This window comes from Bacillus thuringiensis, assembly GCF_001595725.1.
GTDB lineage: Bacteria > Bacillota > Bacilli > Bacillales > Bacillaceae_G > Bacillus_A > Bacillus_A thuringiensis_K.
The window spans coordinates 4,076,555-4,102,065 of the sequence record NZ_CP014282.1 but is presented as its reverse complement, the minus strand read 5'-3'; the positions used below and the strand labels follow the sequence as shown (position 1 = coordinate 4,102,065).

The window sequence follows — 25,511 nt, the reverse complement described above, 5'->3', positions numbered from 1 at the left end:
AGACATGTAATTACGTTAAATCGACAAAATCTATACAAGAAAACGCACATTATGGAAGGATTCACAGAAGGGATGTAGAATACAGAAATATGCAAAACATCAACAACATATCAGTTGGTGTATATGTATGTCCCGTGAAGGCTGAAGTTGTGCAAGTTGGAGCGGAATTTCATGTCGGAATTTTGTTTGTCGCATCATATGCTCATCCTTTTGGAAAATAGCAAGGCAATTGGATCTTTGTAGATACTGAACAAAATGTAGTTGATTGTTATATGGATCAACATGAAAAAGTTACAGATCTCAAGGTCAAACAGTATATGTGGCTTGCTACTGTTCTTGTAAAAAGGTCTATATGTATTGTTTCTAAGAGATACATTTGTAACAGATGAGCAAATGTATACAAATTTATATAGCAAGTATGTATATGCGATTTATGCATATAAAGGACCTATAGGAAGGTTCAAAATCGTTTATACAATGTAATCGGCAACACTTTCTAACAAGTTTAGAAAAATATTGTCGAATTATAAAGGAATTTTTTAATTTATATCGAATACAAAATACGACACGGAGATGGAGTTATGGGGAACAGAATTCCCGAAGAAGTTGTTGAACAAATTCGGACATCATCCGATATTGTAGAAGTCATTGGTGAATACGTTCAACTTAGAAAACAGGGGCGTAACTATTTCGGCCTTTGTCCATTTCATGGTGAGAACTCTCCTTCATTCTCTGTTTCATCCGATAAGCAAATTTTTCATTGCTTCGGATGTGGAGAAGGTGGAAATGTATTTTCCTTTCTAATGAAAATGGAAGGACTGGCTTTTACCGAGGCTGTTCAAAAGCTAGGCGAAAGAAATGGAATTGCGGTTGCAGAGTACACATCAGGGCAAGGACAACAAGAAGACATATCTGATGACACTGTCATCATGCAGCAAGCTCATGAATTATTGAAAAAGTATTATCATCATTTATTAGTAAATACGGAAGAGGGAAATGAAGCACTTTCATATTTATTAAACCGTGGTATTACGAAAGAAATGATTGAGAAGTTTGAAATTGGTTATGCATCACCTGCTTGGGACGCAGCGACGAAAATTTTACAAAAAAGAGGTTTATCGCTGTCTAGTATGGAACAAGCTGGCCTTCTAATAAGAAGTGAGAAGGATGGTAGTCATTACGATCGCTTCCGCGGAAGAGTTATGTTCCCGATCTATACGTTACAAGGTAAGGTAATAGCATTTAGTGGAAGGGCGTTAGGAGATGACACTCCGAAATATTTAAATAGCCCTGAAACGCCGATTTTTCACAAAAGTAAATTGTTGTATAACTTTCACCAAGCAAGACCGTTTATTAGAAAGCGTGGGCAGGTGGTTCTTTTTGAAGGATATGCCGATGTGCTAGCTGCGGTAAAAAGTGGTGTGGAAGAAGCTGTTGCGACAATGGGAACAGCTTTAACTGAAGAACAAGCAAAACTTCTGCGACGTAACGTTGAAACTGTTGTTCTTTGCTATGATGGTGATAAAGCAGGGCGAGAAGCGACGATGAAAGCAGGGCAATTATTGCTAAAAGTTGGTTGCCAAGTGAAAGTCACATCCTTGCCAGATAAGCTTGATCCTGATGAATATGTGCAACAATATGGCACTACTGCTTTTGAAAATCTTGTGAAATCAAGTGTGAGTTTTGTTGGTTTTAAAATAAATTATTTGCGTTTAGGGAAAAATTTGCAAGATGAGTCTGGCAAAGAAGAATATGTGAAAAGTGTTTTAAAAGAGTTATCGTTGTTACAAGATGCGATGCAGGCAGAGTCATATTTGAAGTCATTATCGCAAGAATTTTCGTATTCAATGGAAACACTTTTGAACCAATTGCACCAATATCGCAAAGAACAAAAGGTACAGCAAAAACAAATAAAGCAGGTTGCTAAACCGTCTCAAGTCGTTCAAACAAAACCTAAGTTAACAGGTTTTGAAAGAGCGGAAAGAGAAATTATTTACCATATGTTGCAAAGTGCAGAAGTAGCTGTTCGTATGGAATCCCATATAGAAGATTTTCATACAGAAGAACATAAAGGGATTTTATATGAACTATACGCATATTATGAAAAGGGAAATGAACCTTCAGTCGGAACATTTTTAAGTTGGCTCTCTGATGAAAAGTTGAAAAATATTATCACTGATATTTCGACGGATGAATTTATTAATCCAGAATACACTGAAGAAGTGTTGCAAGGCCATTTGGAGACGCTTAGACGGCATCAGGAAAAACTTGAAAAGATGGAGATCATCTTTAAAGTGAAACAAATGGAAAAAACAGATCCTGTAGAGGCTGCTAAATATTATGTAGCATATTTACAAAATCAAAAAGCGAGAAAATAGCTTTTTTGATAAATTTTTAGTATAATGAATGTTTGTATCTCGCGTAAGGAGGGGAACAGATGGCTGACAAACCAGCTCGTTCTAAACAAATTGAAACTGAAATGACCCTTGAGCAAGTGAAAGAACAACTCACTGAGCTCGGAAAAAAACGTGGCGTTCTTACATATGAAGAGATTGCAGAACGCATGAATGGATTTGAAATTGAATCCGATCAAATGGATGAATACTATGAATATTTAGGTGAACAAGGTATTGACTTAGTTGGTGATAATGACAACGAAGAAGGCCCTAATAATCGCCAAATTTCAAAAACAGAAGAAGAGTTTGACCTCAATGATTTAAGTGTACCACCTGGGGTTAAAATCAACGATCCTGTTCGTATGTATTTAAAAGAAATTGGTCGTGTAGACTTACTATCTGCAGAAGAAGAAATTCGACTTGCAACGCGTATTGAAGAAGGCGATGAAGAAGCGAAACGTCGTCTTGCAGAAGCAAATTTACGTCTTGTAGTAAGTATTGCAAAGCGCTATGTAGGCCGTGGTATGCTTTTCTTAGACTTAATTCAAGAAGGTAATATGGGTCTAATTAAAGCTGTTGAAAAGTTCGATTATCGTAAAGGTTTCAAATTTAGTACGTATGCAACTTGGTGGATTCGCCAAGCTATTACACGTGCCATTGCAGACCAAGCGCGAACAATTCGTATTCCAGTTCATATGGTTGAAACGATTAATAAGTTAATTCGTGTACAACGTCAATTATTACAAGATTTAGGTCGCGAACCGTCTCCTGAAGAGATTGGTGAGGAAATGGATCTTGCTCCAGAAAAAGTACGTGAAATCTTAAAAATTGCACAGGAGCCAGTTTCTCTTGAAACACCAATTGGTGAAGAAGATGACTCCCATTTAGGTGACTTTATTGAAGACCAAGAAGCAACATCGCCTGCGGACCATGCAGCCTATGAATTGCTAAAAGAACAATTAGAAGATGTGTTAGATACGCTAACAGATCGTGAAGAAAATGTTCTACGTCTTCGTTTCGGTTTAGATGATGGACGAACTCGTACGCTTGAAGAAGTTGGGAAAGTATTCGGCGTAACGAGAGAGCGTATCCGTCAAATTGAAGCAAAAGCACTTCGCAAATTAAGACATCCAAGCCGTAGTAAGCGTCTTAAGGATTTCTTAGAATAGGTTATTTTTTAAGTTTACTTCACCTTTGTGAAGTAAACTTTTTTATTTTGTTAATTTTTGTTAAAATTTAGCTGTGGGCAACGATTACAATTTCTTGTAATTTATTTTACAGAATTGTCTTTTGATTTGCAAATGCTCATTTTTCGATTTTTCGATTAATTTTGTTTATTATATACAAAAATATATGTAGAAAAGCGAAAAATATGATGAGAAACGTTAATAATTATCGAAATAATAAGCGATATGACAATAAAAAACAATAAACTGAATTTATGGAATATTTTTAACAAGTAGTAGTTTGCTCTTTTCTGATAGAGCGTTTTCAAGTACAATATAAATGACTGAATCATCTAACTATTTAGGGGTATAGAGGGGGGAGAAGAGATATGAAACGTAATCCGCTGATTCCGTTCGCTCTTATTGCAGCATTGGGTATTATCGTTATGTTTGTATTTTCATTTCAGGGGCTAAATAAATCTAAAGAGTTAGCTGATGCAAAAAATGGCGGGAAGCCAGCACAAACAGCATCAAAACCAGAGGATATTGTGAAGCAAAGCTGTACGAGCTGCCATGGTGATCAGTTACAAGGGGCAGTTGGACCTAACTTACAAAAAATTGGTGGGAAACTTTCAAAGGATGAAATTAAAGAAATTCTTTCGAAAGGAAAAGGCAATATGCCTGCCAATATAGTTCCAGCTGATCAAGCTGCTAAAGTAGCTGATTGGTTATCGAAGAAAAAATAAAGTTCCGTATGACAAGCCTTTTGCTTATGCAAAGGGCTTGTTTTTCTATATTTTCTAAAATACGATGAATGATAGAGTGGTGAATTGTTGTTATGGGCTTGCAACAACTACTATAAATTCATTATCATGGAGACAGACTGACAAGAGAAGGAGTAATGGAAATACATGAATGAAGTAAAGCTTTCAAAACGATTAGAAGAAGTTGTGCGTGAAATACCAGTAGGATCTACAGTTGCTGATATTGGATCGGATCATGCGTATTTACCGTGTTATACAATTATAAATAATATTGCTACAAAAGCAGTTGCAGGAGAAGTTGTAGATGGACCATTCCGCTCTGCACAAGCAACTGTAGCTGAAAGTGGCTTACAAGATAAGATAGATGTGCGTAAAGGGAATGGATTAGCTGTTATCGCGCCAGGAGAAGTAGATGTAATTACGGTTGCTGGGATGGGTGGAGCGTTAATTCGTGATATTTTAGAAAGTGGTAAAGAAAAATTAAAAGGTGTAACGCGTTTAATTTTACAGCCGAATATTGCAGCGCATCACATTCGTGAATGGTTTATTGAGAATGGATGGGAGCTTATCCATGAAAAAATCGTAAAAGAAGATGGAAAAATTTATGAAATTCTAGTAGGGGAGCGGGGAAACATCGCGTTGCCTTATTCTGAAAATAAACAAGCTGAATTGTTTATGGGACCATTTTTAATAAAAGAAAAAAGTGAAGCTTTTGTTGAAAAATGGGAAGGAGAATTAAAAAACTTCCAAAATATTTTAAAACAGTTAGAACGTGCGACTGATTCTGAAGAAACAAAAGCGAAACGTGAAGAAGTAGAAGCGAAAATGAAAATGATAGGGGAGATTTTATCATGAGTAAAATTCCGAATGGTCATGAAATAATTTCTTTATTTGAAAGTATGTATCCAAAGCATTTAGCGATGGAAGGTGATAAGATTGGTTTGCAGATTGGAGCGCTTAATCAACCTGTGCAGCACGTATTGATTGCTTTAGATGTAACGGAGGAAGTTGTGGAAGAAGCGATTCAATTAGGGGCAAATGTCATTATTGCTCATCACCCTTTAATTTTTAACCCGTTAAAAGCGATTCATACAGATAAGGCGTATGGGAAAATTATTGAAAAGTGTATTAAAAATGATATTGCAATCTATGCAGCGCATACAAATGTGGATGTTGCTAAGGGCGGGGTAAATGATTTACTTGCTGAGGCGTTAGGATTGCAAAATACAGAAGTTTTGGCACCAACATATGCAGAAGAAATGAAAAAAGTTGTTGTGTTTGTGCCAGTCACTCATGCAGAAGAAGTAAGGAAAGCATTAGGAGACGCAGGTGCTGGTCATATCGGCAATTATAGCCACTGTACGTTTAGTAGCGAGGGTATAGGCACATTTGTACCTCAAGAGGGGACAAATCCTTATATCGGGGAAACTGGACAGTTAGAACGTGTAGAAGAAGTGCGAATCGAAACGATTATTCCAGCTTCATTACAGCGAAAAGTGATTAAAGCAATGGTAACGGCGCACCCTTATGAAGAAGTAGCATACGATGTGTATCCGCTTGATAATAAAGGTGAAACGTTAGGCTTAGGAAAAATAGGATATTTACAAGAAGAAATGACGCTTGGTCAATTTGCAGAACATGTGAAACAATCATTAGATGTTAAGGGTGCAAGAGTTGTCGGTAAGTTAGATGATAAAGTGCGTAAAGTAGCTGTACTTGGTGGAGATGGTAATAAATATATAAACCAAGCGAAATTTAAAGGAGCAGATGTATATGTAACTGGTGACATGTACTATCATGTTGCTCATGATGCGATGATGCTTGGTTTAAATATAGTTGACCCAGGACATAATGTTGAAAAAGTAATGAAGCAAGGTGTACAAAAGCAACTGCAAGAAAAAGTGGATGCAAAGAAATTCAATGTTCAAATTCATGCTTCGCAGTTACATACAGATCCATTCACATTTGTATAAGAAAAATAAAAACCGTTGCTCCATTAGGGCAACGGTTTTTATTATTGTTCTTTTTTCACCTTTACGCGAGGTAATATCTTTTGTAACGGTACTTTTCGAACTCTTTCCCATGTAGCGGGATTCATTGGATTATATTGCTCTAAGAACGCGATAACTTCTTTTGTAATCGGCGTTGGTGTAGAAGCACCTGCTGTGACAGCTACGTTTTCTACACCTTGTAGCCACTCTAATTGAATTTCGCTTACATCAGCAACTCGATATGCTTTTGTACCCGCGATTTCTTGTGATACTTGTGCTAGGCGATTTGAATTGTTACTTTTCGGATCGCCAACAACAATTGTTAAGTCTGCAACATCAGCTTGTTTAGCGACAGCTTCTTGGCGAACTTGAGTTGCTAAACAAATTTCTTTATGGAATTCTGCTGTTGGGAATTTTTTTTGAATGTCCTCCATTAAATGTTGAACATCCCATTGACTCATCGTTGTTTGATTCGTTACTAAAATTTTATCTGTTGGGATTTCTAATGTTTTTAAATCATCGGCTCTTTCGATAAGGTGAACGATGTCAGGTGCAATACCAACTGCGCCTTCTGGCTCAGGATGATTTTTTTTACCGATATAAATGACATGATATCCTTCCGCTTTTTTAGCTTCGATAAGATCATGCGTTTTGGTAACATCTGGGCAAGTGGCATCGATTGTTGTTAAACCTTTTTCTTTTGCGCGTTGTTTAACTTCTGGAGAAACACCGTGTGCTGTGAAAATAACAGTACCAGAATCAATCTTATCTAAAATTTCTAAGCGACTTGGACCGTCTAATGTGATGATTCCATCTTCTTCAAAAGCGTCTGTAACATGTTTATTGTGAACAATCATACCTAAAATATAAATGGGTCTCGGCAATGATTTATCTAATGCGGCGTTACGTGCAATTACCATTGCATCGACAACACCGTAGCAATAACCACGAGGGGAAATTTTAACAATTTTCATATGAGTAATCCTCTCCTTCTAAACAAGGGATACTTTTGTGCATAGTCTTTTACATTATAAAGGAGGAGTGGATAGAAAACAAAGGATTGTTACACATATAGTTTTGGTTTTGTTGCTGTTTGTTGAACTGGTTCTTTCGGTAACTCTTTTTGTATTACAGGTTCAATCACTATTTTCTTTCGTTTTCGTTTCTTTTTTTGAGGTGCAGGAGGCGGACTTTCTACCTCAACTGGCTCTGTTACATTTTCTGTTTGATTTTCTTCCGTGCTTTTTCCAGAGGTGAGGATTTTAACAATGCTTGGTAGACTACGCATAATAGGACCGTACTGTTCGACAACAGGACCTACAGATTGAACGACTTGGGATACTTTTTCGATGTTATTTATCATATTAGTTGGATTCGAAATTAAGTTCGAAAAAAAACTGCCGATGCCACTGCTTGCTGTTGCCGCAGCTGTAGTTGCGCCGCCGCGCGTTTCATTTGATTCATACATTTGAGGCGGTATCATTTGCTCAGGGTGTTGCTGCATGTATGGTTGATATTGTGGATGTTGCTGCGGATATTGTTGGTGGTATTGCTGCTGATATTGCTGTTGATATTGCGGCGGCGACGGTGGTTGCTGATGCATCATCGGTTGCCCTTCCATTTGTCGGTAAGGTGGAACCATTTGCATAAAAGGCTCGGTTGGATCGTGTTTTTTAAAAAGCTTGGCAAGAAAACCTTTCTTTTTTTGTGCCATTGGTGGTAGTTGTGGAATTGGATATGGTGTATAAGGTTGCTGCCCTGGATTCGGATACATTTGCCTTGTAGGGGATTTCGGAAACATGTGAGAAATCCTCCTTTCTTCAGTTAGGTATATACACATACAATATGCAATAAAAGGGAAGAAGGTTAGTTTTTGAAGTGAAAACCTAAACTAAAGATGGATTTTACTTGTAGATTTCGATATAATGTAGACTTGACTGATTTGTGCGCGCAGTAGAAATTTTAGAAAGAAGGTGTAACTTATGACACAACAAACTTTTACACAGTATGATTTTAAACCATTTTTAATAGATGCAGTTCGTGAACTACGCTTTACAGAGCCGACAGGAATTCAGCAGAAAATTTTCCCGGTTGTGAAAAAAGGTGTAAGTGTAATTGGACAATCCCAAACAGGTTCTGGGAAAACACATGCATACTTACTTCCTACATTAAACAGAATTAATGCAAGCCGTGAAGAAGTACAACTTGTTATTACAGCGCCTACTCGTGAGTTAGCACAACAAATTTACGAAGAAATCGTGAAATTAACAAAGTTTTGTGCGGAAGACCAAATGATTACAGCACGTTGTTTAATTGGTGGAACTGATAAACAACGCTCAATTGAAAAGTTGAAAAAACAACCTCATATCGTAGTTGGAACACCAGGACGTATTAAAGATTTAGTAGAAGAGCAAGCATTATTTGTTCATAAAGCAAATACGATTATTGTCGATGAAGCAGACTTAATGCTTGATATGGGATTCATTCATGATGTAGATAAAATTGCAGCACGCATGCCTAAAAACTTGCAAATGTTAGTTTTCTCTGCAACAATTCCTCAAAAACTAAAACCGTTTCTGAAGAAGTATATGGAGAATCCAGAACATATTCATATCAATCCAAAACAAGTTGCAGCTGGAAACATTGAACACTATTTAGTGCCTTCTAAACATCGTAATAAAATTGATTTAGTGCATAAAATGCTACTTCAATTTAAACCGTATTTAGCAGTTGTTTTCACGAATACGAAAAAGATGGCAGACCAAGTTGCTGATGGATTAATGGAACGTGGCTTAAAAGTTGGACGAATTCACGGGGATTTATCACCACGTGATCGTAAAAAAATGATGAAACAAATTCGTGACCTGGAATTCCAATATATTGTTGCAACTGATTTAGCAGCACGTGGTATTGATATTGAAGGGATTAGCCATGTTATTAACTATGAGCTACCATCAGATTTAGATTTCTTCGTTCACCGCGTTGGAAGAACAGCACGTGCGGGGCATTCTGGTATTGCAGTGACGATTTATGATCCAGCAAACGAAGAAGCGTTAGATAGCTTAGAAAAACAACGTCATATCGAGTTTAAACATGTAGATTTACGTGGAGATGAGTGGGCAGATTTAGGTGAGCGTCGTCGTCGTAAGAGCCGTAAAAAGCCAAATGACGAACTTGATGTTATGGCAACAAAAGTTGTTAAAAAACCGAAAAAAGTAAAACCAAACTATAAACGTAAACTTGCAACAGAACGTGACAAAGTGAAGAGAAAATACAGCCATAAAAAAAGATAAGGGATTTCCCTTATCTTTTTTTTATCCTGCTAATTTAAATGAAGAGTATAGTCTGTCTAAATAGTCATATGAATTTGTCTAGTGCGTCTTTTGTGAACAAACAATTCACTACATATTTCTACAAATTATGCTATCATTATATCTATTGTATATTGAAGAGGTGATTGTATGTTAAAGATTGGATCTCATGTTTCCATGAGTGGTAAGAAAATGTTATTAGCAGCAAGTGAAGAGGCTGTTTCATACGGTGCAACAACGTTTATGATTTATACAGGTGCACCGCAAAATACACGAAGAAAACCAATTGAAGAATTGAACATAGAAGCAGGAAGAAAACATATGGAGCTGAACGGAATTGAGGAAATTATCGTCCATGCACCGTATATTATTAATGTTGGGAATACGACGAAGCCAGAAACATTCCAATTAGGCGTAGACTTTCTTCGCATGGAAATTGAAAGAACATCGGCATTAGGTGTAGCAAAACAAATTGTTCTTCACCCAGGAGCGCACGTTGGTGCTGGAGCAGATGCTGGTATTCAACAAATTATTAAAGGGCTTAATGAAGTATTAACGCCAGAACAGACGGTTAACATTGCGTTAGAGACGATGGCAGGAAAAGGAACAGAATGCGGTCGTAGCTTTGAAGAAATTGCAAAGATTATTGATGGTGTGAAATATAATGAAAAGCTATCTGTATGCTTTGATACGTGTCATACGCACGATGCAGGATATGATATTGTAAATGACTTTGACGGCGTATTAAACGAATTTGATAAGATCGTTGGTATAGATCGTTTACAAGTACTTCATATTAATGATAGTAAAAATGTACGCGGAGCAGGAAAAGACCGTCATGAAAACATTGGATTTGGTCACATTGGGTATAAAGCATTGCATCACATTGTACATCATCCACAGTTAATGCATGTACCAAAAATTCTTGAAACACCGTATGTAGGGGAAGATAAAAAAGATAAGAAGCCACCATACAAATTGGAAATTGAAATGCTGAAAAACGGCACTTTTGATGAAGGGCTTCTTGAAAAAATTAAAGCGCAATAAGGAGGGGAAATCCCCTCCTTATTTTAGTAGTTGCTGAAATAACGTATTTACTTGTTGGGCAGTGGCAGGGGAAGTTACTTTTGCGATCTGTTTTAAGAGCTCTAGTCGCTCGTTGTTATCGTAAATATTAATATTTTTACCCTTCATAAGTAAAACAATTTGATCAGCTTGTGCTGCTGTAATGGGAACTTCGTATTCTTTGCTATATTTTAATAACTCTTTTGTAGAAATATGATTTAATTTTTTATTAACAATTTGTTTAATGAGGTTCATCTTGTTATCCTCCTTCACGCGTTCTTCTATCGAAATATATGAGCATGTAGCTTGTACATATTCGTATGGAGTTTCTTTTTTCATGAGGAAAAGAAGCGTATGTTATAATATAAGAACGAAACTACAGAAAAAGAGTACAGGGAGGGCTTATGGAGCAAAAGCAACATCGAAAAGAAAGTGTTATTCATCTCATTTATCGTTTAGTTATGATTATTTTTGGAGCAGCATGCGCGGCGGTAGCAATTGAACTATTTTTAATGCCAAATAAAATTATTGATGGTGGAATTATTGGTATTTCTCTTATATTAGATTATCTTACTCCTAACATTTGGTGGTTAAGTTTTTCTACTTTAGTCGTTGTTCTCAATATCCCATTTATGTATTCCGGTTATAAGCAAATTGGAAAAACATTTATGTTATCTTCGACATTTGGTATTGTAGCGTTAGCTTTCATTGAGTCAACGTTACATGCGGTACCACCATTTACAACAGAACCTATTTTAGCGACAGTGTTTGGGGGTCTTATTTTAGGGCTTGGTGTAGGACTTGTAATTCGTCATGGTGGATCGCTAGATGGAACTGAAATTATGGGGATTTTATTAACGAAGAAATTACCGTTCTCTGTTGGTGAATTCGTAATGTTTGTGAACTTATTTATTTTTGCATGGGCAGCATTTGTGTTTGGTGTGGAACAAGCGATGTATTCTGTTATGACGTACTATATCGCATTTAAAACGATCGATACAGTAATTCAAGGGCTAGATGAAACGAAGGCGGTTTTAATTGTATCTGATCAATATGAGGAAGTATCAAACGCGATTTTGCATCGTCTTGGCCGTGGAACTACAAAGCTTGTAGCGAAAGGTGGTTACACGGATAAAGAAAAAGAAGTTATTTATGCAGTTGTAACGCGTCTAGAAGTGACGAAGTTAAAATCAATTGTGCATGAAATTGATGAAAATGCGTTTGTTACGATTATGAGCACGCAAGAGACAAATGGTGGTAAGTTTAAATCGGCTATTCACTAAAAAGTTTATAGGAATATTTTTCGAAAGCAGAGAATTTTTCTCTGCTTTTTGTTATAATAGTAAGGTTTCTTGAAAAAATAGATATATTTTAGGCAGATTGGTTTACAACTATAATAAGCTGTACTATAATTCAAATAGATATAAATCGGAATCATTCTGAATTAAAATAGGTGAGATGCTATGAATAATATATTAGAAATTGAAGGTTTAACATTCCGATACGAAGATCGGAATGTGTTAGAAAATATTAATTTGCAAGTTCCGAAGGGAGCTTTTTTAGGTTTAGTGGGACCGAATGGTTCAGGTAAATCAACTTTACTTAAGTGTTTATTAGGTGTTTTAAAGCCAAAAGAAGGAAGCATTCGCGTGTTTGGCGTTGATAGTAAGAAGTTTAAGGAATGGAACAAAGTTGGTTATGTATCCCAAAAGGCAAATAGTTTCAATTCTGGTTTTCCAGCAACTGTTTCTGAAGTTGTGTCAATGGGACTTGTTTCGAAAAAAGGGCTTTTTCGCTTTTTCACAAAAGAGGATAAGAAAAAGGTAGAAAAAGCAATTGCTGATGTAGGGATGAGTGAGTTTCAAGGTCGTAACATTGGAGAGCTTTCTGGTGGACAGCAACAGCGTGTATTTATTGCTCGTGCGCTCGTTAGTGATCCTGAATTGCTTATTTTGGACGAGCCTACTGTTGGAATCGATGTGAAAAATGTGGAAAGTTTTTACGAAATATTAGAGGATTTAAACAAAAGGCTCGGGATCACATTAATTCTTGTTACTCATGATATGGGAGCTGTTACTGAAAAAGTAACACATGTTGCATGCCTAAACCAACATCTACATTTCCATGGAAATGTAGAGAAGTTCCGAGAGTTAGAAGATGCAGAAATGTCCGTTTTATATGGACATCATGTTCATCGTTTAGAACACGAACATGAGCATCACGGGAGGATATAATGATACAAGATTTTTTACAATATGACTTTTTACGTAATTCTTTATACGCAGGTATTTTAATTGGACTTGTTGCACCACTAATTGGTGTGTTTGTTGTTATTCGTCGTTTATCTCTTATTGCGGATGCATTAAGTCACGTGACGTTATCGGGTATTGCAGCAAGTTTATTACTTGAAAAAACCATTTTTACAGGTGGATTTTTAAACCCCTTATATATGGGGATGATTTTCTCGATTGGTGGAGCGCTACTAATCGAAAAGTTACGAACTGTATATAAGCACTATCAAGAATTAGCAATTCCGATTATCCTTTCGGCAGGGATGGGGGTTGGAGTTATTTTCATTTCACTTGCAAATGGATTTAACACAGACTTATTTAGTTATTTATTTGGTAGTGTCAGTGCTGTAACAAGTACAGATTTAATTATTATTGGGATTGTAGCAATTGTTGTTGTTGCGACAATTATTTTATTATATAAAGAGCTGTTTCTATTATCATTTGATGAGGAATACGCAGTATCAACTGGTTTAAGAGCGAAATGGATTCACTTTATTTTCATTATATTAGTTGCTCTTGTCATTGCAGTATCAATGCGTGTAGTAGGGGTTCTTCTCGTATCATCATTAATGACGTTACCAGTTGCAGCAAGTATTCGTATTGCTAAAGGATTTAAACAAACAATTTTCTTTTCCATTTTATTTGGTGAAATTGCAGTAATTGGTGGAATGTTTGCTTCGTATCAACTTGATCTAGCGCCAGGTGGTACAATTGTTATGATAGCAGTTCTTATTTTAATCGGTGCGATTTTATGGAAGAAGAAAAAAACTGCATAAAGTAGGGATAGGTATGAATCTAACAGAAGCTTTACGCCTAATGAAAGAAAAAGGATACAAACATACTGGAAAAAGAGAAGAGATGCTCAGATTATTTGCAGCACATAATCGTTATTTAACTGCGAAAGATGTTTTAGAGCATATGAAAGATGATTATCCAGGGCTTAGTTTTGATACGATTTATCGTAACTTAACAGTTTTTGCTGAGATTGGTGTTTTAGAACAAACGGAATTAAATGGTGAAAAACATTTTCGTTTTACTTGTTCTATTATGGAACATCATCATCATTTTATTTGTTTGGATTGTGGAGGAACGAAAGAGATTACTTCCTGCCCAATGGATTTTATGAATAAAGATTTTACCGGTTATGAAGTAACGGGTCATAAGTTTGAAATATATGGTCGTTGTCCAAAATGTGCAAAGTAAAAGCTCGTCGGTTATATAACTGACGAGCTTTTTTACGTAGAAAAGAAGGTTGCTCACAAATATTGTGGCAACCTTCTTTTTATTGTTCTTGCGTCTCTTTTTCTTTTTCTCGTTCAGCAGCCATTTCAGCAGCAATTACGTCGATTTCTTTTTTCAGTTCTTCTACCATTGTTTCTTCTGGTACTTTACGAACGACTTGCCCTTTACGGAACAATAATCCCTCTCCACGTGCACCGGCAATACCGATATCAGCTTCACGAGCTTCACCAGGGCCATTTACAGCGCAACCAAGTACCGCGACTTTAATTGGTACTTGAAGTGTAGAGATGTATTCTTCCACTTCGTTAGCGATGCTAATTAAATCGATTTCAATACGACCACAAGTTGGACAAGAGATAAGTGTTGCTGCGTTAGATGCAAGACCGAATGATTTTAATAGTTCACGAGCAACTTTTACTTCTTCAACTGGATCAGCACTTAATGAAATACGTAATGTATTTCCGATGCCTTTATTTAAGATTGCTCCAAGACCAGCAGCACTTTTTACAGTTCCGGCAAACAATGTTCCAGATTCTGTAATACCTAAATGTAATGGATAATCAAAAGCGCGAGCAGCTTTCTCATATGCTTCGATTGCTAAGTTAACATCAGAGGCTTTCATAGATACGATAATATCGTGGAAATCTAAGTCCTCTAAAATTTTAATATGATGTAGCGCGCTCTCGACCATACCATCTGCAGTTGGGTACCCGTACTTTTCTAAAATGTGACGCTCTAATGAACCAGCGTTTACACCAATACGGATTGGAATACCGCGCTCTTTTGCTGCATTTACAACAGCTTCTACTTTATGGCGACGACCGATGTTACCTGGATTGATACGTACTTTATCGATGCCACCTTCAATTGCTTTTAAAGCAAGGCGATAATCAAAATGAATATCAGCAACAAGTGGAATGTTGATTTGTTTTTTTATATCAGCAATAGCATCTGCTGCGCGTTCATCTGGAACGGCAACGCGCACGACTTGACAGCCGGCTTCTTCTAAACGCTTGATTTCAGCAACTGTTGCTTCAACATCATGTGTTTTTGTTGTTGTCATACTTTGTATAATTAATTCATTATTACCGCCGATTGTTAAATTACCGACTTTAACTGGACGTGTTTTTGTACGATGAGTCATTTCATTCACGAATAGATCGCTCTCCTTATAAAAGAAGTTTCTTATTTAGTCCCTCATATCAATGATAGTATACGTGATATAGGGCTATAGAAACCGAAGTACTCAGTTTCACTTTTACTATTGTATCAGCGCCTTTATGTAATTGACAAGGATTAAGTGATAGCTTATTGATATAAGGGGAATTTATAAGACTTTCCAATTTGTATTTTTGTAGCAGATGTACTTTTGTTTAATTGTTTAAAGTCGTCAATGACTTTTTCTATGGAAGGAATTTTTTTCTTATTAATTTGTTCTGTAATAGAAAGAACTGTCTCACCAGTTTTTACTTCAATTGTTTTATAAGATACATCCGTTTCTTTTTCTGTTTTGTTCTCTTTATTTTGTTGGCTGTCTGTGTTTTCTTTTTTAATCGTTTGAGCAGTAGTTGTTTTTTTATATGCACTTAACATCGGTAAAGTACCGATTTTTATATCGTAATAAAATATATAACCGAGAACAAGCACGAATAGGAATATACCTAATCTCTTCATATTCTTCACTCCTTTGCTAGGAATATATGCTTGTCCAAAAAAAAAATGCCTATTTAGGCATTTTTTATTTTTCTTTCGGTTTGGGTACCTCTTTAATCGTTAAGTATAGAACGATTAAAACAACAGCGATATAAATGAACGTTGCCCCAGGTACGACGATTTTGAATAAATCCATAATCATGAAGAAAATGGTTGGGATTGTGTAGCTATATGCAGTTAGTGTCCAAACTTGTTTATAGGATAGTTTACGTTGACCGCTCATAGCAGAACCGATGAACGCAAGTAAAGTCACGCCTACAAAAGTGATGAATAATTGGAATAGGTACACTAAAAATCCAATAACAAATAATAAAATTGGGTAAATATTATCGAATAAAGAAATAAATTCTTGTAGATCTTTTTTCTCAAGAGATGCACCTAACAAATCGTTATAAGAATACGTTTGTGTTTGACCATTTCCCATAGAGACTACTTTATCTTTTAAAACAAATAAACCTGTTTTATTTTGATATTTTTCTAGGTCTGTTGAATTTGGATCAAATACGAAAAGTGCATTTCCTTCTTCTTTTTCAATAGGTTGATCAATATCGGCTTTTAGTTCGCCATTTTCAATTTTAAAATCAGGTAAATCTTTATCGATGACTTGATTTACCATGCCTACACCATCCTGGATAAAACTACCGTACAAAAAAGTTCTTGGAATAGTAGTAATTAAGCAAAGTAGCATAATATACAAAATGGTTTTACCGATTTTTTGAAAACGGAATAGCGCCATATCTTTAGGCGAGTATATGCTTTTTACGAATTGGGTAAATATGGACATAGATTCACTTCCTTTATGTATGTATAAAATCATTGTAACGTAGGAATCTAGAGAATCTCAAGATATATTATATTTACATATAGTGGAGATAACTAAATTTCTTTTTATTAACTTTCTTCTTTTAAATAAGAAAAATACAATTGACACTTTTCTTTTCTATATGGTAAATTTATCTTACCTTTCTTAAAGGGCATATCCGATAGGAATTCCTTTATTTGATATGTTGTTACATACATAATTGTGGACCCTTAGCTCAGCTGGTTAGAGCAGACGGCTCATAACCGTCCGGTCGTAGGTTCGAGTCCTACAGGGTCCATATCCATTTCATATGTTTATTATGTTAGCAGGAAGCTTCCTTGTAGAAGGAAGCTTTTTTTACGGAATATATGAGCATTTTAATTGAAAAGAAGTGGGAATTTTGCTACTTTAATGATAGCAAGACAATGTGATTTATTTGTTTGCACCCTATGGCAATTAGGGTAGAATGAAGTTGTATGTCACTTAAGTGGCAATACATAAACTGGGAGGAATATAACAATGGCAAAACACGAATTACCAAATTTACCTTATGCGTATGATGCTTTAGAGCCTCACTTTGACAAAGAAACAATGAACATCCATCATACAAAACATCACAACACGTACATTACAAACTTAAACGCTGCTTTAGAAGGTCATGCAGAATTAGCTGACAAAAGCGTAGAAGAATTAGTTGCGAACTTAAACGAAGTACCAGAAGCAATCCGTACAGCAGTACGTAACAATGGTGGCGGACATGCTAACCATACATTCTTCTGGACAATCCTATCTCCAAACGGCGGAGGACAACCTGTAGGTGAACTTGCAACTGCAATTGAAGCAAAATTCGGTAGCTTCGATGCATTCAAAGAAGAATTCGCAAAAGCTGGCGCAACTCGCTTCGGTTCTGGTTGGGCTTGGTTAGTAGTAAACAATGGTGAGTTAGAAGTAACAAGCACTCCAAACCAAGATTCTCCTTTAACTGAAGGTAAAACGCCAGTTATCGGTTTAGATGTTTGGGAGCATGCTTACTACTTAAACTACCAAAACCGTCGTCCAGACTACATCGGTGCATTCTGGAACGTTGTAGATTGGAACGCTGCTGAAAAACGTTACCAAGAAGCAAAATAATTGTAATAAATATAGAAAAAGCTAGGGGAGAGCCCCTAGCTTTTTTCTATGCTTTCCTTTTACATAATTGGGCTTGTCTTTGGAAGACTAGAACATGAAGTAAAGGAGAGTTGTGTATGAAATGGAAACATATAATTGGTGACGTTGAAGTGAATCGGGATTTAGTGTTATTGCTCCTTATAGGAGGTTTATACACGCTCGCAATTTCTTTATCGAATACGTTTGTAAATATTTATTTATGGAAACAAACACAAAATTATGTGAATCTTGGCTTGTATAATTTAGCCAGCGTGGTATTACAGCCTCTCACATTTCTTGTAGGGGGGAAATTAGCGAAACGTATCGATCGCTCGATTTTATTACGGATAGGGGTAGGAACGCTCGCAATTTTTTTTATCGTTGTCTTAGTAGCAGGAAAAAGTGCTTCTCAGTATATTTTATTAATGGGGGCTCTTTTAGGAGTAGGATACGGTTTTTACTGGTTGGCTTTTAACTTATTGACATTTGAAATTACAGAACCAGAAACAAGAGATTTCTTTAATGGGTTTCTTGGACTTCTTACATCCTTCTCTGGGATGATCGGACCAATAGCAGCAGGATACACAATTTCACGTATGGAGAAATGGAGTGGTTATACTGTTATATTCTTTCTTTCATTAGTTCTATTTGCAATTGCTGTCGTCTTAAGCTTCTTTTTATCTAAAAGAGAATGTGAAGGGCGTTATGAAATCGTGCAAGTATTGAAAGAACGACGGATTGATAAAAATTGGGGAAAGATTACACGAGCTCATTTTTTCCAAGGATTGAGAGAAGGAACGTTTATTTTTGTCATTTCAGTATATGTTTATTTAGCAACTAATAGTGAGTTCGCATTAGGAAAATACAGTTTAGTTAACTCTGCTGTATCCTTTGTATGTTATTACTTAGTTGCTCGTATGTTAAAGAAAGAGTGGCGAAAAAAAGCAATTTTACTTGGGGGCATTATTTTATATGCTGTCGTCTTTTTAGTCATTTTCAATGTTACATACACGAAATTACTTATTTATGCGGCATGTATTGCGGTTGCATATCCTATTTTACTTGTTCCGTACGGATCAATGACATATGACGTAATTGGTAGAGCGAAAAATGCGAGAGAATGGCGTGTGGAATATGTCGTTGTTCGGGAGCTGTGGTTAAACGCCGGAAGAATCTGTTCCATTTTAAGCTTTTTATGTGCTGTACTATTCTTTCCACCTGAAAAAAGTTTACCTTACTTATTATGTATTTTAGGTGCTGGACATTTTCTTATTTATTTTGCAGTTAAAAATGTCAAATATGATGAGGGAAATGCGAGTAAAACAAGTGTTGTAACGCAAGGGAACGCGCAAAACCAAACTGAACCAGAAGGTTAACTTCTCGTTTGTTTTATGCTAGAATAGAAAAAGATGTAAGACAGCAGTGAGGACACCTGTAGAAGGTGTCCCTTTCACATTACATAGCTGTTGGTAGAGGGGGTTTGTATGAGCAAGAAGCAGAAGCAAAATAAGAAAAAGACCCACGTTCCTTTTCGGTTAAACGTGCTGTTTTTCTGCGTGTTTTTAATGTTCTCCGCGGTTATTGTAAGGCTCGGATATGTACAAATTGTTCGCGGTGAAGAATATAAGAATGAAGTGGAGAAGAAAGAAAACTCAACGATAAGTAATCCTGTACCGCGTGGGAAAATATTTGACCGTTATGGGCGACCTGTAGTAGATAATGCAGCCGTTCGTACTATTACATTTACAAAAATGAAAGGATCAACTGCAGAAGATCGCTTAGAAACAGCGAAAAAGCTAGCAGATTTGATTGAAGTACCGACAGATAAATTAACAGATCGCGATAAAAAAGATTATTGGCTTGCTATGCATAAAGAGGAAGCTAAAGAAAAAATTACGAATAAAGATCGTCAAGAGTTTAAAGATAAAAAAATTGATGATAAAGAATTAGACGAGCGTCAGAGAAGTCGTGTAACAGAAGAAGAGATTAATCAATTATCTGCAAAAGATCTAGAAATACTAGCGATTAAAAGTAAGATGGACGGCGGATATGCAATGACACCTCAAGTTATTAAAAAGGATGCTACAGAAAAGGAATATTCGATTATTAGTGAAAACCTAGCAGCATTACCAGGTGTAGATACGAATGTTGATTGGGAGCGAAAATATACGTACGATGATTTATTCCGAAGTGTACTTGGTGGGGTGTCGACATCTGATGAAGGCTTACCGAGAGAAAGACTAGATTACTATCTTGTTCGTGATTATAATCGAAATGACCGAGTAGGAAAAAGTTATCTTGAACAACAGTATGAAGATAGTCTGCACGGTACGAAAGCAGAAGTTAGAAATGTTACAGATAAAAACGGTAATATTTTAGAAACGATTAATGTATCAAAAGGACAAAGTGGTAATGACCTGAACTTAACAATTGATATGGAATTACAAAAGCGCGTGGAAGATATTCTTGCGAAGAATTTAATGAGGTTTAAAGGAAGCGAACCTCTTTTAGATCGCGCATTCGTTGTAATGATGAACCCAAAAAATGGTGAAGTTTTATCTATGGCGGGGAAACAATTAGTTAACGAAGATGGCCAAACGAAAGTAAATGACTTTGCATTAGGTACCATGACAAGTTCTTATCCGATGGGATCAACTGTAAAAGGTGCAACAGTACTTACTGGATATCAAACTGGTGCGATTCAACCAGGGGCAGTACAATTGGATGAACCAATTAAATTAAAAGGTACACCTACGAAGTCGTCTTGGAAAACGATGGGATATATTAATGACCTTACAGCTTTAAAAATGTCTTCTAACGTTTATATGTTTAAAACAGCGATGAATATCGCCGGTGTTCAGTATGTGAGAGGTGGTACGTTAGATATACCTCAAAAAGCATTTGATACGATGCGTTATTATTTCGGACAGTTTGGACTTGGTGTAAAAACAGGAATTGATTTACCGAATGAATCTGCTGGTCAGATGGGTAGAAGTAGTCAACCAGGTTTCTTACTAGATTTATCAATTGGACAGTATGATACGTATACACCGCTTCAATTAGCGCAATATATTTCGACGATTGCCAATGGCGGATATCGTATGCAACCACAAGTTGTAAAAGAAATTCGTCAACCGGCAGTGAAACCAGATGAAGTTGGGAAAGTTGTTCAATCTATGGAACCGAAAGTATTAAATCGTGTTGATATGCCGGAATCGCAAATTAAACGCGTTCAAGAAGGATTTAGACAAGTGTATAATGATTCGGGTGGTACAGCTACAAAATACTTTACAGGTGCAAAATATAAAGCGGCAGGGAAGACAGGTACCGCGCAAACTGTGTATGGCGGAGATAAAGAGATTGGTAGAAAGGCAAACGGTGAACGTGTGGAAACATATAACTTAACATTAGTAGGTTATGCGCCACTTGAAGATCCAGAAGTAGCATTCTCTGTTGTCGTTCCGTGGGTACATGATGATAAGACTGGTATTAATGGATATATTGGTCGTGAAATTATGGATGCTTACTTTGATTTGAAAAACAAAGAAGTAAATGGTCAAGCTTCAAAAGATGATAAAGACAATAAAAATAAAGATCAAGATGATGAATAAAAAAGTTGTAAAAAAGCACACTATCTGAAAAGATAGTGTGCTTTTTTTTATGGTTTATGCATATCGTGTAATAAATGTGGACAAGTATACAACATTGGAAAAAGCGCGGCCGTATAAATGATACTTGTATATGGTGGGATAGGGGATAAATATTTTATAGGGAAATCATCAGAGGAAATGAATAGCTACTAATGAATTAAAATTGTATCGTATGTTGATTTTTGTGGAACTTTACAAAACTTTTACAAACAATTAAAACCGAATTAATAGTTTAGCAGTATTCTTATATCTGTAATCCTGTTATTTCCGGTTACTTCTAGGAGGAAGAACACGTGAAATGGATGCGTACACCTATTAAAATTTTCGTATTATCAATATGGTTCCTCTGTTTTGAAATGTCTACTGCATTTGCTTTAAATGATACGGGAGAAGTGAGAGTTGATGGATCCTCAACGGTTTTTCCTATTATAGAAGCAGTAGCGGAGGAATATACAAAGGTGCATCCAGACGTGAAAATTTCCATCAGTATTTCTGGAACTGGGGGAGGATTTAATCGTTTCAGTAAAGGAGAAGTAGATATAAATAATGCTTCGAGAGTAATGAAACAAGTCGAGAAAAATGAAATGAAGAAAAACTCTATTCAGTTCACACCTTTTGAGGTTGCTAACGACGGTCTTACGATTGTTGTGAATCGCCACAATACATGGGTAGACGATATGTCAGTAGACGAGTTACGACTACTTTGGAGTGAAGATGGAAGAGAGAAGCGATGGTCACAAATTCATTCAACATGGCCACGTGAACAAGTGAAGTTTTATGCACCAGGCGTAGACTCTGGTACGTATGATTATTTTCAAAATGTCATCTTACAAAATCATCGCATTGTAAAAAAAGTCTCTTTGTCTGAAGATGATCAAGTTATTATGCAAGGGGTAATGAATGATAAACATGCCATTGCTTTTGTAGGATATGCTTATTATATGGCTAATCGAGATAAGGTGAAAGCAATAAAAGTAAATGGTGTATTTCCGACGAAAGAGACCATTCAATCAGGTAAGTATAAGCCGTTATCTAGGCCGCTACTTGCTTATGTGAATAATGCATCTATCCGAAATAAAATGAATGTAGCAAACTATGTTGAGTTTATGATTCAGCATGTCGGTAACCTCGCTGAAGAGGTCGGGTATGTAAAATTACGAAAAGAAAAATACAATGAACAGCTGCGTATGTTAACAGAAATAAAAAGGTAATGTCGGGGTGGAAAGGGGTTTTCATCTTTGGCTCATAATGACAAAAGTCAAATTACATTTTCTGTACAACATTTGATTGAAAGAAATACAAAACAAAGAAAAAAAACGCAGCGAATCAATCGAATAGTACCTTTATTACTAAAAATAATTGCTAGCGTTTCTATTGTGACGACACTTGGAATTGTTTTTACGCTCTCTAATGAAACAATCATGTTTTTTCAAAAAATATCATTATACTCCTTTTTGACGGAGAAAGAATGGTTACCATTTTTTGAAGATCCTAAATTCGGCATATTACCACTTATATGTGGAACGTTCCTTGTAACAGCAATTGCTATGTTTGTAGCAATTCCTATCGGTTTAGCGTGTGCCGTATTTTTAAGCGAATATGCTTCAAATAGTGCAAGGAAAATATTAAAGCCGATGTTAGAGCTATTAGCAGGTATCCCGACAATTGTATATGGTTTTTTTGCATTAACAATTGTTACGCCACTTTTACAAAGGATTATACCAGACTTACAGTTTTTTAATGCGATTAGTCCAGGAATCGTTATCGGATTTATGATGATGCCTACAGTTGCATCTCTATCTGAAGACGCGATGAGAGCTGTGGCGAAAGGGACGAAAGAAGCTTCATTAGCACTCGGAGCGACGCGGTTTGAAATGGTAAAACAAGTGGTGTTTCCGTCCGCTTTTACAGGGATTATGGCAGCAATTATATTAGCGGCTTCTCGTGCAATTGGTGAAACGATGATTGTTGTAATTGCAGCAGGATCCACACCAAATGTATCGCTTGATCCGACACATTCTATTCAAACGTTAACAGCCTATATTGTACAAGTAAGTTTAGGTGATGCTCCGCATGGAACGATTACGTATTACAGCATGTATGCTGTAGGTGCAACGTTATTTTTGTTTACTTTTATTATGAACATCATTTCGCAGTCAATTATGCGCCGTTTTAGGAGGATGACATAATATGCGAATGTTGAATCATAAAAAAATACAAAAAAACATGGCATCACGCTTTTTAAAAGATCGAATTTACAAATTGTTATTTTATATAGCAATTTTATTTTCAATTGTAATTTTGTTTTTGTTACTGTTTCAAATTGTTGAAAAAGGTATAAGTTATCTTTCAATAGATTTCTTTACAAATTTCGCTTCACGTAATCCGAAAGAAGCTGGTATTGCTGCAGCTTTGTCAGGGACAATATTATTTATGAGTATTGTTATACCTGTTTCTTTTATATTTGGAGTTGGAACAGCACTTTATTTAGAGCAATATGCGAAGGAATCTCTATTTAAAAAAATAATAGAGATTAATAATCAAACGTTAGCAGGAGTACCATCCGTTGTATTTGGATTGCTTGGTTTAACTATTTTTGTATATGCTCTTCATTTAGGAGAGAGTATAGTTGCAGCAGCACTGACGATGAGTTTACTCGTTTTACCAACAGTTGTTGTGGCGAGTCAAGAAGCAATTCGATCAGTACCAAGTGTATTATTAGAGGGTTCTTACGGATTAGGTGCTACGAAGTGGCAAACGATGTATCAAATTGTATTGCCATATGCTTTCCCAGGGATTATAACGGGCTGTACGTTAGCGATATCAAGAGCAATTGGAGAAGCTGCACCACTATTAGTTATTGGGGCACTTGCGTTTGCAAATTATGTTCCATTTAGTATGTTTGATAGATTTACAGTTCTACCAATTCAAATTTTTAATTGGATGAGTAGGCCAAAAGAAGAATTTCAGTATGTAGCAGCAGCTGGGATGATTGTTTTGTTAGGTTTGTTGCTATTTATTAATATATTTGTTTTATGGTTACGAAATCGAAAATAAGTTGGAAGTGGATGAAAGGGGAATTCAAATGGTAGCAACAGTAGTAAATGTACAGGTGAAAAACGAAGAGAAAATCGAGACTGCGCCAAAGAAGGTAGTATTTGATACGAAAAACTTAAATTTATGGTATGGGGAAGACCATGCTTTAAAAGATATTAATTTAAGTATTCATGAGAATGAAGTTACAGCCATTATCGGTCCAAGTGGCTGTGGTAAATCAACTTACTTAAAAACATTAAATCGCATGGTAGAGCTAGTACCGATCGTTCGAACTACAGGTGTAATTGAGTATAGAGAACGCAATATATTTGATAAATCATATCCAGTTGAAGAATTAAGAACGCATGTAGGAATGGTGTTCCAAAAGCCAAATCCATTTCCAAAATCTATTTATGAGAATGTAGCATACGGTCCAAAAATCCATGGTATTCGTGACAAAAAGGCATTAGATGAAATTGTTGAAAAAAGTTTACGTGGAGCAGCGATTTGGGATGAGTTAAAAGATCGTTTGCACGATAATGCATATGGTTTATCTGGTGGACAGCAACAGCGTCTATGCATCGCACGCTGCTTAGCTATTGAGCCAGACGTTATTTTAATGGATGAGCCAACATCGGCATTAGACCCAATTTCAACATTAAAAGTAGAAGAATTAATTCAAGAGCTAAAGAAAGATTTTAGTATTGTTATCGTAACGCATAATATGCAACAAGCAGCGCGTATTTCAGACAAAACAGCTTTCTTCTTAAGCGGGGAAGTTGTGGAGTATACAGATACAAACAAATTATTTACGACTCCTTCAGATAAGCGTACAGAAGATTATATTACAGGTCGCTTTGGTTGATATCGTTTCAAAGCTAAGAGCAAATGCCCTCTTAACAGAGGGCATTTCTTATTTTATCTTACTGTTAATA

Annotated in this window: 24 protein-coding genes and 1 tRNA gene; 19 read left to right on the top strand and 6 right to left on the bottom strand. The window is 36.2% G+C overall.

The features are described from left to right. Window positions 1-581 precede the first annotated feature (581 nt). The 5 genes from dnaG to AXW78_RS20450 all read left to right on the top strand — a co-directional run bounded on the left by dnaG (window position 582) and on the right by AXW78_RS20450 (window position 6,299). Window positions 582-2,378, top strand: a complete 1,797-nt coding sequence (gene dnaG, locus AXW78_RS20470) for a DNA primase (protein WP_000528221.1) — start codon at window positions 582-584, stop codon at window positions 2,376-2,378. Between the two features lie 59 nt (window positions 2,379-2,437). Next, a complete protein-coding gene (gene rpoD / locus AXW78_RS20465) occupies window positions 2,438-3,565 on the top strand; it encodes an RNA polymerase sigma factor RpoD (protein WP_000764065.1) in 1,128 nt (375 codons plus the stop codon). Between the two features lie 386 nt (window positions 3,566-3,951). Continuing rightward, window positions 3,952-4,308: a cytochrome c550 gene (cccA, locus tag AXW78_RS20460; protein WP_000828141.1), complete on the top strand. Its 357-nt coding sequence runs from the start codon at window positions 3,952-3,954 to the stop codon at window positions 4,306-4,308. Window positions 4,309-4,473: 165 nt separating this feature from the next. Beyond that, window positions 4,474-5,181: a tRNA (adenine(22)-N(1))-methyltransferase gene (locus AXW78_RS20455; RefSeq protein WP_001006535.1), complete on the top strand. Its 708-nt coding sequence runs from the start codon at window positions 4,474-4,476 to the stop codon at window positions 5,179-5,181. After that, window positions 5,178-6,299, top strand: coding sequence for a Nif3-like dinuclear metal center hexameric protein (locus AXW78_RS20450; protein WP_061884579.1), 1,122 nt, complete (start codon window positions 5,178-5,180; stop codon window positions 6,297-6,299). Before AXW78_RS20455 ends, AXW78_RS20450 begins: the two co-directional genes overlap by 4 nt. Window positions 6,300-6,340: 41 nt before the next feature. Here AXW78_RS20450 and AXW78_RS20445 read toward each other — a convergent pair whose 3' ends face one another. Together AXW78_RS20445 and vrrA are read right to left on the bottom strand one after the other, a co-directional pair. Beyond that, window positions 6,341-7,291, bottom strand: a complete 951-nt coding sequence (locus AXW78_RS20445) for a 4-hydroxy-3-methylbut-2-enyl diphosphate reductase (RefSeq protein ID WP_000706662.1) — start codon at window positions 7,289-7,291, stop codon at window positions 6,341-6,343. 89 nt (window positions 7,292-7,380) lie between these two features. Beyond that, window positions 7,381-8,118: a VrrA/YqfQ family protein gene (vrrA, locus tag AXW78_RS20440; RefSeq protein ID WP_000484171.1), complete on the bottom strand. Its 738-nt coding sequence runs from the start codon at window positions 8,116-8,118 to the stop codon at window positions 7,381-7,383. A 181-nt stretch (window positions 8,119-8,299) separates the two neighbouring features. Here vrrA and AXW78_RS20435 point away from each other — a divergent pair, with 181 nt between their 5' ends. Then, on the top strand, window positions 8,300-9,610 hold the full coding sequence (locus AXW78_RS20435; protein WP_000194018.1) for a DEAD/DEAH box helicase: 1,311 nt from the start codon (window positions 8,300-8,302) through the stop codon (window positions 9,608-9,610). 168 nt (window positions 9,611-9,778) lie between these two features. Beyond that, window positions 9,779-10,675 (top strand): deoxyribonuclease IV, encoded by an 897-nt coding sequence (locus AXW78_RS20430; RefSeq protein ID WP_000912460.1) that lies wholly within the window; start codon window positions 9,779-9,781, stop codon window positions 10,673-10,675. Between the two features lie 18 nt (window positions 10,676-10,693). On the opposite strand, the gene AXW78_RS20425 is transcribed toward AXW78_RS20430, so the two are convergent. Further along, window positions 10,694-10,948, bottom strand: a complete 255-nt coding sequence (locus tag AXW78_RS20425) for a DUF2624 domain-containing protein (RefSeq protein ID WP_001048954.1) — start codon at window positions 10,946-10,948, stop codon at window positions 10,694-10,696. Window positions 10,949-11,097: 149 nt separating this feature from the next. Between AXW78_RS20425 and AXW78_RS20420 the strand changes: the two genes are divergently transcribed. The 4 genes from AXW78_RS20420 (at window position 11,098) to AXW78_RS20405 (ending at window position 14,187) form a co-directional block, all read left to right on the top strand. Further along, window positions 11,098-11,976 (top strand): YitT family protein, encoded by an 879-nt coding sequence (locus tag AXW78_RS20420; RefSeq protein WP_000435963.1) that lies wholly within the window; start codon window positions 11,098-11,100, stop codon window positions 11,974-11,976. 180 nt (window positions 11,977-12,156) lie between these two features. Continuing rightward, window positions 12,157-12,927, top strand: a complete 771-nt coding sequence (locus AXW78_RS20415; protein WP_001059662.1) for a metal ABC transporter ATP-binding protein — start codon at window positions 12,157-12,159, stop codon at window positions 12,925-12,927. Next, complete coding sequence (locus AXW78_RS20410) at window positions 12,927-13,760, top strand: metal ABC transporter permease (RefSeq protein WP_000613815.1); 834 nt, start codon at window positions 12,927-12,929, stop codon at window positions 13,758-13,760. The genes AXW78_RS20415 and AXW78_RS20410 overlap by 1 nt, the downstream gene beginning before the upstream one ends. Before the next feature lie 13 nt (window positions 13,761-13,773). Next, a complete protein-coding gene (locus tag AXW78_RS20405; protein ID WP_001054516.1) occupies window positions 13,774-14,187 on the top strand; it encodes a Fur family transcriptional regulator in 414 nt (137 codons plus the stop codon). A gap of 79 nt (window positions 14,188-14,266) precedes the next feature. On the opposite strand, the gene ispG is transcribed toward AXW78_RS20405, so the two are convergent. The 3 genes from ispG to yqgB all read right to left on the bottom strand — a co-directional run bounded on the left by ispG (window position 14,267) and on the right by yqgB (window position 16,723). After that, complete coding sequence (ispG, locus tag AXW78_RS20400; RefSeq protein ID WP_153577907.1) at window positions 14,267-15,370, bottom strand: flavodoxin-dependent (E)-4-hydroxy-3-methylbut-2-enyl-diphosphate synthase; 1,104 nt, start codon at window positions 15,368-15,370, stop codon at window positions 14,267-14,269. 164 nt (window positions 15,371-15,534) lie between these two features. Continuing rightward, window positions 15,535-15,900: a protein YqfZ gene (gene yqfZ, locus AXW78_RS20395; RefSeq protein WP_000825404.1), complete on the bottom strand. Its 366-nt coding sequence runs from the start codon at window positions 15,898-15,900 to the stop codon at window positions 15,535-15,537. Window positions 15,901-15,964: 64 nt separating this feature from the next. Further along, window positions 15,965-16,723, bottom strand: coding sequence for a protein YqgB (gene yqgB, locus AXW78_RS20390; RefSeq protein WP_000021894.1), 759 nt, complete (start codon window positions 16,721-16,723; stop codon window positions 15,965-15,967). Window positions 16,724-16,965: 242 nt separating this feature from the next. Here yqgB and AXW78_RS20385 point away from each other — a divergent pair. The 8 genes from AXW78_RS20385 to pstB all read left to right on the top strand — a co-directional run bounded on the left by AXW78_RS20385 (window position 16,966) and on the right by pstB (window position 25,441). Then, a tRNA-Ile gene (locus AXW78_RS20385) sits at window positions 16,966-17,039 on the top strand. Window positions 17,040-17,260: 221 nt separating this feature from the next. Beyond that, window positions 17,261-17,872: a superoxide dismutase [Mn] gene (sodA, locus tag AXW78_RS20380; protein WP_001052031.1), complete on the top strand. Its 612-nt coding sequence runs from the start codon at window positions 17,261-17,263 to the stop codon at window positions 17,870-17,872. A gap of 116 nt (window positions 17,873-17,988) precedes the next feature. Beyond that, entirely contained in the window at window positions 17,989-19,266 is a 1,278-nt protein-coding gene (locus AXW78_RS20375; RefSeq protein ID WP_000871387.1) for an MFS transporter, read from the top strand. Window positions 19,267-19,374: 108 nt separating this feature from the next. Continuing rightward, window positions 19,375-21,501 (top strand): peptidoglycan D,D-transpeptidase FtsI family protein, encoded by a 2,127-nt coding sequence (locus tag AXW78_RS20370; RefSeq protein ID WP_000038991.1) that lies wholly within the window; start codon window positions 19,375-19,377, stop codon window positions 21,499-21,501. A gap of 332 nt (window positions 21,502-21,833) precedes the next feature. Next, window positions 21,834-22,751, top strand: a complete 918-nt coding sequence (locus AXW78_RS20365) for a PstS family phosphate ABC transporter substrate-binding protein (RefSeq protein ID WP_000871823.1) — start codon at window positions 21,834-21,836, stop codon at window positions 22,749-22,751. Between the two features lie 27 nt (window positions 22,752-22,778). Beyond that, window positions 22,779-23,729 carry a phosphate ABC transporter permease subunit PstC gene (pstC, locus tag AXW78_RS20360; RefSeq protein ID WP_000940914.1) on the top strand — a complete coding sequence of 317 codons (951 nt, stop codon included), beginning with the start codon at window positions 22,779-22,781 and terminating at the stop codon, window positions 23,727-23,729. A gap of 1 nt (window position 23,730) precedes the next feature. Next, window positions 23,731-24,597 carry a phosphate ABC transporter permease PstA gene (gene pstA, locus AXW78_RS20355; RefSeq protein WP_001242556.1) on the top strand — a complete coding sequence of 289 codons (867 nt, stop codon included), beginning with the start codon at window positions 23,731-23,733 and terminating at the stop codon, window positions 24,595-24,597. Between the two features lie 28 nt (window positions 24,598-24,625). Then, window positions 24,626-25,441 carry a phosphate ABC transporter ATP-binding protein gene (pstB, locus tag AXW78_RS20350; protein ID WP_000226680.1) on the top strand — a complete coding sequence of 272 codons (816 nt, stop codon included), beginning with the start codon at window positions 24,626-24,628 and terminating at the stop codon, window positions 25,439-25,441. Window positions 25,442-25,511 lie beyond the last annotated feature (70 nt).